This is a genomic window from Paenibacillus sp. KN14-4R, assembly GCF_052180255.1.
Lineage (GTDB): Bacteria > Bacillota > Bacilli > Paenibacillales > NBRC-103111 > Paenibacillus_AM.
Window position 1 is genome coordinate 1,026,043 of the sequence record NZ_CP197466.1, and the last position, 14,386, is coordinate 1,040,428.

At 41.6% G+C, this 14,386-nt stretch carries 16 protein-coding genes; 4 read left to right on the forward strand and 12 right to left on the reverse strand.

The genetic code is table 11. The features are described from left to right. Positions 1–116 precede the first annotated feature (116 nt). The 9 genes from ACSBOP_RS04985 to ACSBOP_RS05025 form a co-directional block, all read right to left on the reverse strand. Positions 117–992, reverse strand: coding sequence for a UbiA-like polyprenyltransferase (locus ACSBOP_RS04985; RefSeq protein ID WP_442603339.1), 876 nt, complete (start codon positions 990–992; stop codon positions 117–119). Then, positions 979–2,382 (reverse strand): menaquinone biosynthesis decarboxylase, encoded by a 1,404-nt coding sequence (locus tag ACSBOP_RS04990; RefSeq protein ID WP_442603340.1) that lies wholly within the window; start codon positions 2,380–2,382, stop codon positions 979–981. Before ACSBOP_RS04990 ends, ACSBOP_RS04985 begins: the two co-directional genes overlap by 14 nt. Next, positions 2,372–3,643, reverse strand: a complete 1,272-nt coding sequence (locus tag ACSBOP_RS04995; protein WP_442603341.1) for an aspartate aminotransferase family protein — start codon at positions 3,641–3,643, stop codon at positions 2,372–2,374. The genes ACSBOP_RS04990 and ACSBOP_RS04995 overlap by 11 nt, the downstream gene beginning before the upstream one ends. A gap of 16 nt (positions 3,644–3,659) precedes the next feature. Beyond that, entirely contained in the window at positions 3,660–5,594 is a 1,935-nt protein-coding gene (locus ACSBOP_RS05000; protein WP_442603342.1) for a peptidase U32 family protein, read from the reverse strand. Between the two features lie 102 nt (positions 5,595–5,696). Then, positions 5,697–6,488, reverse strand: a complete 792-nt coding sequence (locus ACSBOP_RS05005; RefSeq protein ID WP_442603343.1) for an energy-coupling factor transporter transmembrane component T family protein — start codon at positions 6,486–6,488, stop codon at positions 5,697–5,699. Then, on the reverse strand, positions 6,473–7,357 hold the full coding sequence (locus tag ACSBOP_RS05010) for an ATP-binding cassette domain-containing protein (protein ID WP_442603344.1): 885 nt from the start codon (positions 7,355–7,357) through the stop codon (positions 6,473–6,475). Before ACSBOP_RS05010 ends, ACSBOP_RS05005 begins: the two co-directional genes overlap by 16 nt. After that, positions 7,333–8,166, reverse strand: a complete 834-nt coding sequence (locus ACSBOP_RS05015; protein ID WP_442603345.1) for an energy-coupling factor transporter ATPase — start codon at positions 8,164–8,166, stop codon at positions 7,333–7,335. The genes ACSBOP_RS05010 and ACSBOP_RS05015 overlap by 25 nt, the downstream gene beginning before the upstream one ends. 30 nt (positions 8,167–8,196) lie before the next feature. Then, on the reverse strand, positions 8,197–8,745 hold the full coding sequence (locus tag ACSBOP_RS05020) for a Gx transporter family protein (protein WP_442603346.1): 549 nt from the start codon (positions 8,743–8,745) through the stop codon (positions 8,197–8,199). Continuing rightward, positions 8,729–9,124 carry a NusG domain II-containing protein gene (locus ACSBOP_RS05025; protein ID WP_442603347.1) on the reverse strand — a complete coding sequence of 132 codons (396 nt, stop codon included), beginning with the start codon at positions 9,122–9,124 and terminating at the stop codon, positions 8,729–8,731. Before ACSBOP_RS05025 ends, ACSBOP_RS05020 begins: the two co-directional genes overlap by 17 nt. 219 nt (positions 9,125–9,343) lie before the next feature. On the opposite strand from ACSBOP_RS05025, the gene ACSBOP_RS05030 reads away from it, so the two are divergent. Further along, positions 9,344–10,411 carry an FAD:protein FMN transferase gene (locus ACSBOP_RS05030; RefSeq protein WP_442603348.1) on the forward strand — a complete coding sequence of 356 codons (1,068 nt, stop codon included), beginning with the start codon at positions 9,344–9,346 and terminating at the stop codon, positions 10,409–10,411. A gap of 56 nt (positions 10,412–10,467) precedes the next feature. On the opposite strand, the gene ACSBOP_RS05035 is transcribed toward ACSBOP_RS05030, so the two are convergent. Beyond that, positions 10,468–10,716 carry a NifU family protein gene (locus tag ACSBOP_RS05035; RefSeq protein WP_442603349.1) on the reverse strand — a complete coding sequence of 83 codons (249 nt, stop codon included), beginning with the start codon at positions 10,714–10,716 and terminating at the stop codon, positions 10,468–10,470. 110 nt (positions 10,717–10,826) lie between these two features. Between ACSBOP_RS05035 and ACSBOP_RS05040 the strand changes: the two genes are divergently transcribed. After that, positions 10,827–11,078 carry a YuzB family protein gene (locus ACSBOP_RS05040; protein ID WP_442603350.1) on the forward strand — a complete coding sequence of 84 codons (252 nt, stop codon included), beginning with the start codon at positions 10,827–10,829 and terminating at the stop codon, positions 11,076–11,078. Positions 11,079–11,090: 12 nt separating this feature from the next. On the opposite strand, the gene ACSBOP_RS05045 is transcribed toward ACSBOP_RS05040, so the two are convergent. Together ACSBOP_RS05045 and mqnE are read right to left on the reverse strand one after the other, a co-directional pair. Then, positions 11,091–12,155, reverse strand: coding sequence for an NAD(P)/FAD-dependent oxidoreductase (locus tag ACSBOP_RS05045; protein ID WP_442603351.1), 1,065 nt, complete (start codon positions 12,153–12,155; stop codon positions 11,091–11,093). Positions 12,156–12,221: 66 nt separating this feature from the next. Continuing rightward, positions 12,222–13,322 (reverse strand): aminofutalosine synthase MqnE, encoded by a 1,101-nt coding sequence (mqnE, locus tag ACSBOP_RS05050; RefSeq protein ID WP_442603352.1) that lies wholly within the window; start codon positions 13,320–13,322, stop codon positions 12,222–12,224. A gap of 342 nt (positions 13,323–13,664) precedes the next feature. On the opposite strand from mqnE, the gene ACSBOP_RS05055 reads away from it, so the two are divergent. After that, complete coding sequence (locus ACSBOP_RS05055; protein ID WP_442604383.1) at positions 13,665–13,784, forward strand: aspartyl-phosphate phosphatase Spo0E family protein; 120 nt, start codon at positions 13,665–13,667, stop codon at positions 13,782–13,784. Positions 13,785–13,871: 87 nt separating this feature from the next. Continuing rightward, positions 13,872–14,228, forward strand: coding sequence for a HesB/IscA family protein (locus tag ACSBOP_RS05060; protein ID WP_442603353.1), 357 nt, complete (start codon positions 13,872–13,874; stop codon positions 14,226–14,228). The last annotated feature ends 158 nt before the right edge of the window (positions 14,229–14,386 follow it).

Consider the following 14,386-nt stretch of genomic DNA (forward strand, 5'->3'; position numbering starts at 1 on the left):
CAAGAGTGGAACTTTGTAAAAAACGATTAGTCTTTCGTACATCTTTTTAAAGAACAAAAAAATGGATAGAGATTCAGATGTTTTCTGATAACTCTATCCATTCTCATTTTACCTGTTCAGGCATGAAACAGAAAATAATCGGTCATCGTACAAATCAGGATTACCATACTGATGACTTGATTCAATTTATAGGAAGCAAGCTTCATCATCTTCCGATTACTCGGTTTAATAACGCGGTGCTCCGTTAAGAGCAGGATAAGCGCAATACCAAGCCCCAGCAAGTAAATCCATCCCATATGTTGAATCCAGTAAAGGCTTAAGAGCAGCAGCATCATAATCAGATGCAAGCTTCTTGCGATGAATAGGGCATCCTCAAGTCCGAAGATGCTGGGGATTGACCAAAGGCCATTTTTTCGATCAAACTCAATGTCTTGGGTTGCATAGATGATGTCAAATCCTGCGATCCACAGCATGATAATTGTCCCTAAGATGAAGGGGGTAAATGCGAATTGTCCCGTTACAGCGAACCATGCGCCAACAGGTGCAGACGCGATTGTGAACCCTAAATACAGATGGCACAGCCATGTGAAACGCTTGGTATAGGAATAAGTGGAGATTAGGATAATGGCAATAGGTGATAGGGCGAAGCATAACGGATTAAGCATATACGCCGCGAATAGGAACAGGATGTAGTTCAAAATAATGAAGATCGCAACTTCTTTATCCTTAAGCAGCATACGAGGTAAGTGTCGATGTGCCGTTCTCGGATTTAATGCATCGAATTGTTTATCGACTAGACGGTTAAATGCATTAGCTCCATTCCTAGCGCCGATTAATGCGATAAGTGACCACAACATGACATACAGTGGCGGAATGCCGTGAGCAGCCCATACAATCGATATGATGGCAAAAGGAAGGGAGAATAAGGTGTGAGAGAACATCACCAATTCTCCGAACATTTTGGTCTTCTGATATATTCTACTTAAAACCATACTCAACCCATCTTTCATCTACTTTCTTTTTTATCTCATCCGACATGTCGATGTCATCTGGCCAATGCCGGGTATGCCCTTCACTAGCCCATTTCTTCGTTGCATCAATACCTAATCGGTGACCATAGAAAGCTGTGTTCGATGCATGATCGAGCGTATCAAGCGGTCCTTCCGAAATGACTAAGTCCCGCTTCGGATCGATATTGTTGAACACTTTCCACATCACTTTGGACACGTCATGCGGATTGACTTTCTCATCTACAATAATCAGCATCTTCGTAAACATCATGTGCTTTAATCCCCATAGGGCATACATCACCTTTTGGGCATGCTTCGGATAGGCCTTTTTTATGGAGATGATCGCGCAGTTATTGAATATACCTTCCAAAGGTAAATGGATGTCTACAATCTCAGGCAGGATGGTTTTCAAGATAGGAACCATGGTTCGTTCGGTCGCCTTGGCGATGTAGCAATTCTCTTGCGGAGGCTGACCTACAATCGTCGTTGGATAGACAGGATTAATCTTGCGTGTCACTTTCTCCACATGGAACACAGGATAAGGGTCGACCACTGAGTAATACCCGGTATGATTGGCAAATGGTCCTTCAAGTCGCATTTCATCCAACTCCACGTAACCTTCCAGAATAAACTCAGCATCCGAAGGTACTTCGATGTCGCTCGTTACACATTTGATCACTTCAATAGGCGATTTACGTAAATATCCGGCAAAAAGCATCTCATCAATCTGCTTAGGCAATGGCGCAGTCGCGGAATAGATGAGAGCAGGATCACCACCAAGTGCGATGGCCACCGGCATTCTTTGATGCCCAAGTTTCCGATATTTCTCGTAAGTCTCTCGTCCGTCCTTATGCCAATGCCAGTGAATGCCCGTCGTACTTTTATCATAAACTTGCAGGCGATACATCCCCACATTTTGCTGCCCGGTTTCTGGATCTTTGGTAATGACAAGTGGAAGTGTAATGGATCGGCCACCATCTTGCGGCCAGCAGTGCAGGATAGGCAGTGCATCAAGATTAGGATCTTCAACGACCTGCTGGCAAGGGGCAGATTGTATTTTTCTCGGTAAATAATCCTTGAGATCGTTTTGATCCCACAAGCGCATAAATGCCTGCATCACATCCGCTATATCATCCAGGCTCTCAATGCCAAGGGCAAGTCCCATTCGTTCATAAGAACCCATACTGTTAATGAGGACGGGATAGGGTGAATGTTTCACATTTGTAAAAAGAAGCGCTTTTCCGTATCGTTTAGACACACGATCCGTAATTTCGGTAATTTCGAGATGACTGTCTACTTCAACATCAATCGTATGAAGATGGCCCTGCTTATCCAAATCTTGAATAAAATGTTGTAAATCCTTATAGGCCATATAACGTTTCATCCAGCGCAGATAGCATGTTATTGATATCGGCTTCCGTTAGAACAAGCGGCGGTTGGAATGCGATAACGTTGCGATGAATGCCGTTTTTCCCGATGATGAAACCACGATCTTTCATCGTCTCCAAGATTTGATCGACAACAACCGCACCCTGTGCAGGATCATCTGCACACATCTCCATCCCGATCATCAGCCCAAGTCCTCGGACATCAGAGATGATACTGAACTTCTGTTTCATCTGAAGGAGTTGTTCTTTCATCTGTGTGCCCAAGCTTGCTGCACGATCAGCCAGATTCTCCTGCTCGATATAATCGAGAACAGCTAGTGCCGTAACCGAAGAAACAGGGTTGCCGCCGAATGTAGATGCAGATGGCTTTGTAAAGGACGCAGCAATCTGATCTGTTGAGGCGAAGCAGGAGATGGGAACACCATTACCAAGTGCTTTTGCCATTGTCATGATGTCAGGAACGACATCGAAATGTTCCATGGCGAACATCTTACCGGTCCGACCGAATCCAGTCTGAATTTCATCTGCGATAAGCAGGACATGATATTGGTTAAGCAATTTTTTTACCTCTAGGAAATACCAATCCACAGGAACAATAATTCCGCCATTGCCTTGAATAGGTTCAACGATCATCGCCGCGATTTGATCCCCTTTTTCCTCCAATACTTGCTTTAGCACTTCAAGTGAGTGGGTTGCGGCCTGTTCAGGTGTAAGCTTCTCATCATAAGGTCTTGGTATGAAAGATACACCAATGCTGTCCAAACTATTGTCAGCACGCCACATTGGAATGCCTGTAACGCCCATTGTAAGAAAAGTACGTCCGTGCAGCCCATTTTCTAGCGCGATAAATTCTTTCTTACCCGTATGAAGACGAGCGAGCAGCATGGCTCCTTCATTTGCCTCCGATCCACTATTGCAAAAGAATGTACGATTAAGCTTATCTGGCAAGACAGATGCCATTTTTTCGGATAAATCGACCATCGGCTGTGTCAAATAAATCGTCGTTGTGTGCTGTAATTGCTGGAGCTGCTTGATTGTTGCACTTGTTATTTGTGGATTACAGTGCCCACAAGCAACAACGGATACGCCTGCAAAAAAATCGACATATTGCTTATCATGTTCATCATACAAATACTGCATACTGCCGCGTACAAGCTGCGGCGGTTGTTTGTAAAAATGAGCCGTACACGGATAAAAGTAAGCCTTTCGTTTCGCAAGAATGCCATCGGGTCCGATGTAAGTCATAGGGTTCAGCTCCTTATTAAAACTGCAATGTCCCAAGCGTATAACCTGCATACACAGGCTTCATTTCTGCGAAAATACGTTCACTTTCATCAGGAACTGCTAGCGCCTGTTTATAAGCTTGAATAATGGTGCGGAGTTCATCCGTTTTATACGTACAGCCTTCAATACGGAAGTGGGATACACCCGCATGACTCATTTCTTTCAGAAGTGGCAAGTAGCACAATTCTTTCGCGAGTGTTAGATGGTTCTTACCGTGATGATCTCGGTATACGGGATTTTCTCCCTTGTCCGTAAGAAGAACTAAAAATTGATTGTCTACAAATTTATTATCTTCTTCCGCAATCGGTTGAAGGACATCCGAATTGTCATACAGGTCATGTTCAAGGTACATCGTAACAGGTGATCCGTGTACAACGACTTCAAGTGGAACTTCAGAATGTTCGATAAGGGCTTTGAAATTTACAATTGGCAATTCAAGTGACGCGACAAGGCGTTCAGCTCCGAATTCCTCATATTTTTTTGCTGCAAGATGATTGAAGATATTCAGGTTAAAGTCACCGATGAGTGTATAACCGTATTTCTTGAATTTGTACATGGCTCCGACATTGGTTACGAGCAAACCATCAAGATCCAGCTTATTATGGGATAGCAGTTGATCATATTGATCAAATTGCATTTCGTTCATCATTCTTGGCATACCCAAGTAAATTTTCGATTTCCCTTTCATCGTAGTAAGGGTCTCGATATCTTTTTTGGAAAATGGTAGATCAGGCATAAACACATCACCAGATAAGTAAATATGCTCAACACCTTCGACAATTGCCATCTTAGCTTGGTCCATGTTGTTTACACGCACGCACAGTTCACCTGGCTTGATGTCTGGATGTGTAGCAGTTTCGTCCCGCGTTGCAAATATTTCTTTGAGGCTGCTAATGCGTTCCTCAGAAATCTCACGCTCTTCGGTAGGTGTACTGAATACTTTTCCGGTACTGTAGAATTTCCCTGTCCCTTCATAACGACGGTTAATGTTAGAAAGACCTGGTTTACCGAAGGCATACGCCGTAGAGAAGTCGCGTTTACGGTTTTCGGATAATAGGGCACGATCTTGTCCACGATTAAAGCCAATTGGATCTTCGATATAACGATCAATCGCATCCCCATAGCTGTTAACCAGCATCGTTAGGAACTCTTTATCACGCATCCGTCCTTCGATTTTGAAAGAAGTAATATTGGCTTCGATAAGTTCAGGAATATGCTCATACATATACATGTCTTTGGCTGCCAGTGGATATTCGGTAGGGAAGACATAACCGTCTTTCTTAATGCGATACTCCCATCTACATGGTTTCAAGCATTTACCACGATTACTACTGAATCCGAACATCATGGAGCTTGTGAAGCAGTTTGCACCATTAACTGAGCACATATCGCCATGGACAAAGTATTCGATCTCCATTCCAGAAGTGGTTTGAAGCATCTTCACCGTCTGAAGATCAAGCTCACGGGAAGTCACAACGCGCGTCACGCCAAGTTCTTTTAGCGCCTCAATCATCTCTAAATTGTGCACGTTCATCATGACTGAAGCATGAATGTTAATGTTTAAATTCATTTCTTTTATAAGGGCAAATATGGCAAAGTCTTGTGAAATAATGGCATCAGGCTGTACGCGATCAAGGAATTGGAGGTAGGATCTTGCTTCTTCCAAATCACTTTCATTCAATAAGTTGTTAACTGTTATATAAACCTTTTTACCAAGGTCGTGTGCAATTTGAATCGCTTTCTCAATCTCTTCATAAGAGAAGTTATAGCCTTTACGCATCATACGCATATTGAGACTTGGTCCACCTAGATATACGGCATCACATTTTGTATGAATAACGGTTTCAAAAATGTCGAATGTGCCGACAGGAGCGAGGAGTTCAACTTCTTTTCCATTAAAATAACGTGCCAAGGTAGGTTCCTCCTTGTATATATCTCTATATTTTTTCTTACCTTGTATTAATTATAAATGAATAACTACTATTCAAATGTGAAAAATATCACAGACAAGAATTTAAAAGCAAATCACACCGATCATTGTCAGGATCATAAGGATAATAAATGCGGTATCTTGACGGTGCCAGGTTAACTTATAATAACTTGATCGTGGTACTCCTAATTGGAATCCTCGAGATTCCATGGAATTAAGCAGATCTTCTGCTCGCTTAAATGCACTGACCATGACAGGAACAAGCAGTACAATTGCCATTTTTCCTTTATCTTTCCAAGATAAATCTTTGATATCTGCACCACGTGAAGCCTGTGCTTTAACAATTTTTTGAGCTTCATCCAAGATCGTCGGAATAAAGCGAAGTGCAATGCTGATCATAAGTGCAATTTTTTGTGGAGAGACTCCGAGGATCTTAAATGGCTGAAGAATACCTTCTATTCCTTGTGTTAGCTTTGCAGGTGTAGTGGTAAACGTTAGAATAGCCGTAAAGGAAACGAATAAGATCATTCGACCTGCTGCAAGTAAACCTCGAGAGATACCTTCTGTGTATAGATGAATAAATCCCCAAGAGAAGACTAGTGACCCTTCGTTGAAGAAAAAGAACTGAAACAGCATCATGAAAATAATGAGCGGTGCAAGTGGCTTTACCCCTCTTGCAAACAGCTTGAGTGGAATCTTCGTGCTGGTCATAATGATCAACGAAAGCACTGCTATTATTAGCAAGGATGACCACGAGTTGATCAGAATGACGCTAATCGCGTAAAGCAGCATAGCCGTCATTTTGCATCGGGGATCCAGATGATGAACCCAAGAAGCTGTATCGATATATCTCCCGATTATTAATCTTTGCTGCATGCTGATGCTCCTTTGGCATGAACGACTTGGCTAATGTGCTCGGCAAGCTGCTCAGCAGAGTAATGATGGATAGGGCATGACAGGGAGAATTGTTCTTCGAATTGTTGCCAGAATCGAAGCGGCTTTGGCAATACAATATCCAGATGCTCGCCATGTTTGATCTGCTCATAGAGACCTTGCGTATCCCCTTGATAGGCGACTGTTCCTTCTTTCATCACGATCCATTCATCAGCATAATCCATAATCTCATCTGTACGATGGGTCACGATCATAATTGTTTTGTGATGTTCTTTGCATAGACGATAAAGCAATTCAATAAGCTCATCTCGACTTTTTGGATCAAGTGTGGCTGTAGGCTCATCTAGTAAGATCAGATCCGGATCCATGACAAGTATCGATGCAATTGCAACTTTACGCATCTGTCCACCGCTTAATTGCAGTGGGTTTCTTTGAAGTAAAGAGAGTGGAAGTCCCATAGTAAGTAAAGCCTTTTGTGCGAGTTCTTTTGCTTCATCTTCGGACGCCCCAAAATTTCGGGGACCAAATATCAATTCTTTCTCCACCGTATCTTCAAAAATTTGCTGTTCAGGAAATTGAAACACAAGACCTATACGTCTGCGAAGATCTCGAAATGACTTTAGTTTCTGCCCGGAGCGAATTTCATAATCCATAATTTGAATCGTTCCATCAGTTGGCAATAAGATGCCGTTACAATGCTGAAGCAAAGTTGATTTCCCTGATCCAGATGCCCCAATGATCCCGACGAATCGACCTTCATCAAGTGTTAAATTGACATCATCAAGCCCAAGAAACGTGTGAAGCGGGTCTGTTGAATAAGTATGTGTTACATGTTGGAATATAATTGCCATAGTGCGCTCACCAATTCTTTATCATTAGTTGGATTGCCGATTGAAATATTGCGTTTATGCAGTTCTTCCTTTAACTGATAGATGAAAGGAGGCTTTAATCGGCATTTTTGCATCAGATCTTGTCGGTTAAAAATATCTGCCGGAGCTGCATCTGCGATAATAGTGCCTCGCTCCATAGCAAGTACGCGATCAGATGCTGCGATCTCATCCATATCATGCGAAATTGAGATCAATGTATATTTTCCACTCCGATGCATTTCCTGCATGATGGCTATAACTTCACCCGTAGCCAGTTCATCAAGCATGGAAGTCGCCTCATCGAAAATAATGATTTTCGGTTCCATCGCCAAGATGGCAGCAATCGCTGCACGCTGCTTTTGTCCGCCAGATAATTGCCCAGGGTGCTTATCTAGCAGATGAGTTATTTTCATTTTAGAAGCGTATAATTGAAGCCTATCTTCCATTTCTGCTTTGGATAATGCTAAGTTTTCTAAACCGAATATCATGTCATCCCTTACGGTTTGTCCAATAAATTGATTATCAGGGTTTTGAAAAATAAAGCCGATCTGCTTTCGAATTTCATACTTGCTTTCTGCCACTAATTCGGTGCCACAAATGTGAATTTGTCCAGCATTTTTAAGTAAAAGAGCATTAAGCAGCTTCACAAGCGTAGATTTTCCGCTGCCGTTTGCCCCGACAATGGTTACCCATTGCCCTGCAGGAATACAGAGAGTCACATCTTGAATAAGGGGCTCTTCACCGCGGTAGGCGAATGAAACATGCTCCATTTGGATAATGGGTAGCTTCATGGATATCCCCTTTCTTGTTCTTGTAATTGATTATTCAGGTATGAATGTTTCGAATAGGGATAGCTTGGATAATGATGTGACCAAATACTTCACTGCGATTCCGACAAAAATACCCGTCGCAATACCCGTCAACATTAACGCTGGCAAATAGTAAAAGATCGCACTGCTCTTAAGAACGATCATCGCTGCCGCTAACTGCCCGAAATTGTGAGCAAGTCCGCCAACGATACTGATCCCGATTAGACTGAGCTGCTTACGTCCAATTTTCATTAACACGAACATGACAATGAAGCTAGCCATAGCGCCAAAGAAACTGAACATGAAACTGGAAAACGTACCGAATATGAAGGCAGTAAGCAGTGTTTTTAAGATGACAAGTGTTAGTGTGTCTTTACCGTTTAGGAAATATAAACAAGTCAGTACCATGATGTTAGCCAGACCGAGCTTGGCACCAGGTATCGAGAAATTAACTGGAATCATCGCTTCCACGATACTGAGGACAACTGCCACAGCGGCAAATATCGCTAGAATAATGACTTTTTTTAAAGCAGTTGAAGAATCGTTACTTGACGACGGCATCCAGATCATCTCCTTTGGTCTTACCGATGATTTCCACAAGAACCCGATTAGGAAGACAGACGATGGTTTGCCCAGGTTTGGTAATATGCCCGAAAGTAAAACAAACTTCATCTGGACAATCAGCTTCTGCCATTTCAATACCATGATCATGAATACGCAGCTTATTGTATCCACGGTCTGTTTTGACTTCAATGAACTGCTCTTCCTGAGTCAATTCAACGGTCTTAAATGGTTTACCATCCACAGATATTTTGGCAAAAGTATTCATGTTTTGTAGTTTTCCACTGTCATCTCCAGCAAAAAAACGGGGAACCATAAAAATCAGTGCACCAATTAGAACAACTGCGATGAGGATCATATCACCACGTTTAAGTTTCATATCCATTACCTCTACTTCTAGTTTTGTACAATCTAAATAATATGTGAAAAAATGTACATACTTAAAATCAATCATCATTATACACGAATTTAGTGTAACTCGCTATGAAGAAACCCATAGCCATTTTTGTAAAATACGTTTTGGCTGTGACATCCGTCATACTCTGTCTAAATAATGTTTGCTAAAATGACCCCAAATATGGAACGCTGGAGGACATCTATGGGTACTCAACTAAGAATCAAAAAATGGCTAATTATGTTCGTATGTGTATCTATGCTTCTCATTAGTGCATGCGGCACTAACAAGGGTGCGGCTGCAAGCGATAAGACGGATCAACCCCGTGTTGAATCGTACTTTATTTTTGATACATTAGTGACTTTAAAGGTATACAGCAAGAAAGTAACCGATCAGCATTTTGCAGAAATGCACGCGCTCATGAAAGATATTGATACTAAGCTAAATCGTGAGCATGAAGCGGGTGAGTTGTACAATGTGAATCATCAAGCGGGTAAAGAGGCCGTTCAAGTATCCAAAGATACATTTGATGTCGTAAAAAAAGCATACACTTACTCCGAACTGTCAAAAGGTAACTTTGACTTCGCCATTGGACCACTTGTTGACCTATGGCAGATTGGTAAAGAAGGTGCACATGTTCCAAAGAAAAGCGATATTGAGCATGCAGCTACCCTTGTCAACTATAAAGAAGTCATTTTAGATGAAGCCAATCACACCATCAAACTTACCAAAGAAGGCATGAGTATCGACCTTGGAGGTATTGGAAAAGGCTATGCAGCGGATAAGCTTGCCGAATATTTAAAAGATCATGGGATGGATAGTGCTATTATTGATTTGGGTGGAAATATTTATGCAGTTGGTTCCAAAGTCGGTGACCAACCATGGAATATTGGCATTCAAGATCCAAATGAAACGCGTGGGAACCAAATTGGAAAGATGAAAATTACAGACCAAACCGTAGTAACTTCGGGGGTTTATGAGCGCTTTTTCGTTGAAAATGGTGTACATTACCATCACATTTTAGATCCGCATACAGGCTATCCTGTGAAAAATAATATAAACAGTGTTACGATCGTGACAAAACACTCTACGGATGCAGATGCGTTATCGACAACTGCCTTTACTTTAGGAGTAGATGAGGGATTGAAATTAATGAATTCACTTGATGGGGTAGAAGCATTATTTATTACAACTGACAATAAAGTGTATGCAACTACGGGCATTAAGGATAAATTTGAACTTACAGATAAGACCTATCAATGGGCGAATTAAAAAAAGGAGTGCAATGCTGTTAACAGCTTGCACTCCATTTATATGTTGGTCAATCATTAGAATACTTGAACAACTTCGTGAATACCTTCTACTTCTTCAACCAATGCGCGCTCGATACCTGCTTTAAGCGTGATTGTCGAACTTGGGCAAGATCCACAAGCGCCCATAAGGCGAAGCTTTACAATACCGTCTTCTACATCTACTAGCTCAACATCACCGCCATCACGTTGCAAGAATGGGCGGAGCTTATCAAGAACCTCAAGAACTTCATCATATTGACTCACATTTTGTGTGTTTTCAGACATATTTTCCAACTCCCTTCTTACTCATTATTATATTACATCCAACTCCCAATTGAAAATATCTATTGTCCTGTGCGATACTTAATTATTATTTCCTTGAAGGTGGACAAGTTATGAGACCGATAATTGAATTTTGCGCATCCAACATGCACCACGGTACCGATAAAGTCATGAAGAAGTTGGAGGAAAATCCAGACTATGATGTCCTTGAATACGGTTGCCTTGGCAACTGTGGGGGCTGTTATTTAAGTCCCTATGCACTTGTAAACGGTGAAACCGTTGTTGCAGCCACAGCTGATGAATTATACGAAGAAATCTTACGTAAAATTAAAGAGATAGAAGAATGGGACAATTTATTTGAGTAATACTTGCTTGGATTAGCCAAAATGGTGTTTGGATTTCCATAGCACCCCATTTTTTAGAACACGAGGTACCATTCCAGTCATTACGGTACGTTTACCCATAATACCAAATCCAGTTTTCTTCCCTAGTGAACCAAGCACACCTTTTAGCTTAATCTGACCGACACGCGGCGTTTCGTTACGCCAGATGGCGCCCATAATATCTGCAATTTGTTTGCCCTGCGCTCCAGCTGCTTGACCACTCGGGGAGAAAGGCAGTGAGGCGCAATCCCCAACTACAAACACTTCTGTATACGCGGGTATTTGATGGTATTCATTAATCACTACCCGACCCTGCTTGTCTTTTGGAACTTGCAATGCTTCGACAATGGGACTTGGTTTAATCCCAGCTGTCCAAAGCGTCGTATCGGTTAGGATAATTTCATCCCCATTGTACAATTCACAACCTTCTAGACGCGATAGGGAGATGTGTGAGCGCATTTCGATATCGTGTTGGATCATCCAGCTGCGCACGAATTCTTGAAGTTTGCTCGGGAATGCTGACAGAATACTTGATCCGCGATCCAGTATGCGGATATTCAGATCAGGACGACTTTCACGAAGTTCAGCGGCAACCTCAACGCCACTTAATCCACCACCAACAATTGTCACTTGACCATAGGGGTTTACATCATTAATGTTCTGGTACGTTTTACGTGCTTGTGAGAAGGATTGAATCGAATTGGTGTATTGATCCGCACCGATAATCCCATGATAATTATCTGTACAACCTAGGCCAATCGTAAGCCAATCATAATCAAGCGGTTCTTTACCCGCGAATAATACTTGTTTGTTCTCCAGATCTACACCTGTTACTTCACCATAGCTCAGTATCAGCCTAGGATCATCAGGGAAAGGTGTGCGTAGACTCGTCTCTGCTACAGTGCCTGCAACTAGAGCATAATACTCGGTTTTGAGACCTTGAAATGGCATGCGATCTACGAGGACAATAACCGTATCATCAGGTAAATCTTTTTCCAGTAGTTGATGTGCAATTGCAAGTCCTCCATACCCTCCGCCGAGAATAACAAACTTCTTCATATGTCGTATCCTTCCCCAATCTGAATCTTGTTGGAAGTGTGTTCATAAGAACACACTCTGTATCTATTAGTAAGTTTTTACTTCGTTATAGAACGTATCGCGTTCAACTGGAATGCGATCAGCGCCTTTAATAAGCCAAATTAACTCATCTTTCGTCAGACCTTCAGGGGATGTCGCTCCTGCGGCATGAGAAATACGCTCCTCAACAATCGTACCGTGTACGTCAGAAGCTCCAAACGCTAGGGAAATTTGAGTAATCTTCGTTCCCATATTAATGAAATATGCTTTAATATGTTGAATGTTGTCAACCATTAAGCGCGAGATGGCAATCGTCTTTAGCTCGTCCCAAGCCGATACACGGCGTTTGATACTTGCATTAACGGATGCAGGTTGAACAGAGTTAGGAATAAATACAAGGAAGCCACCAGTCTCATCTTGAAGTTCACGAAGCTGCATCATATGTTCAATGCGTTCTTCCATTGTTTCAATTGATCCATAAAGCATGGTTGCATGCGTTTTCATGCCAAGGCTGTGAGCGACACGTTGCACTTCGAGCCATTGATCTGTTGTTGCTTTACCAACGCCCATTTTCTTGCGGTAACGTTCAGATAAGATTTCAGCGCCTCCACCAGTAAGTGTTCCAAGCCCTGCTTCAATCAAGGTTTCTAGCACTTCTTTGTAGCTCAAACCAGATATGCGAGAGAAGAATTCGATTTCAGCTGCAGTATGCGCCTTAATCTCCACATTTGGATACTGCTTTTTCAAACCACGAATACATTCCACATAGTAGTCAAACGACACATTCGGGTTATGTCCGCCTGTAATATGGAATTCTCTCATATTTGGGTGGTAGTGCTGATCGATGAATGGGAATATTTCTTCTGCTGTAAGGGTATAAGCCCCTTCTTCACCTTCATCACGGCGGAAATGGCAAAATGCGCAGTGTGCTTCACACACATTTGTGAAATAAAGGCTCATATTTTCAATGAAATACACTTTCTTTCCATTCATACGCAGGTTAACCATATTCGCTAATTGTCCAATCGTAAGTAAATCGTCAGATTGGTATAGGTATAAGCCGTCCTCTTTCGATAAGCGCTCTCCACGCTTAACTTTCTCTGAAATCTCAGTCATTCTTTGGTCAGGGCTGCTCAGGATTATACTCATCACTTAGCCTCCTTCATTTCGTTTATCAATCCATTATCCAATGGTTCAATCGTACTTAAATAATCCATCCTATTATAAACCTATCAATAAAGTGGGGCAATACAGAACTGTTGACATTTTCTATGTATGTTGTGAGCATATGACGTCAAATATTAGGGAAAATATATGAAAAAAGTGGATTTCTGGATTCCAATATGTCAGAATTTCCTGTATACTTTGACATTATGTAGGTTGGTACGGAGATCATATTTTGTGTAAAGGTGATGGAGAGTGCTGGGGATCATAGATAAGAAAGAGTTGCTTATTGATCTGAATAAACAAATCGAAAATATGCGAAGTCATATGGTATTGCTCGGAACCAAATATGATTTACTTCACCCAGAAGTTCAAATTTGTAGTAAAAGGTTAGATTGTTTATTGATGGAATACTATATCACTTCCTTACACCTGTACAAGGATTAATATGACGATTATCGTCCCTTGAGCCTCTTTTTAATTCAGGGTATACTGAAGGTAAGAAATAAAATGTGTGATAGGAGGGACTTACCCATGATTCAAATTAGCGTTGCTGCAGCCGATAAAATAAAAGAAATGTTAGCCGCTGAAGAATTGCCCAACTTGTTCTTACGTTTAGGCGTAACTGCAGGTGGATGCAGCGGTTTTTCTTATGGAATGGGATTTGACGATGCGCAAGTACCATCAGATAAAGAATTCGAATTGCATGGTTTAAAAGTAGTCGTAGACGAAGATAGCGCTAAATATTTGTACGGTGTTGAGATCGACTTTAAAGATGCAGGAATGGGCGGGGGCTTTACAATTGATAACCCGAATGCAGTTGCATCTTGTGGTTGTGGACAGTCCTTTAAGCATAAGGAAGAAGAAGGCGCACCTGAAAAGTGTGATTAAATAAGGTGAGACTAACCTTTTGAGTCCGTGTAGGTTTCCTGCACGATTCAAGAGGTTTTTTTATTTTCTTCAATAAAAAAACCTATTCAAGACAAGGTTTTAAATTATATTTTTTAATCATCAAAATAATTCACAGCTTGTGCATAATTCTTATCCAC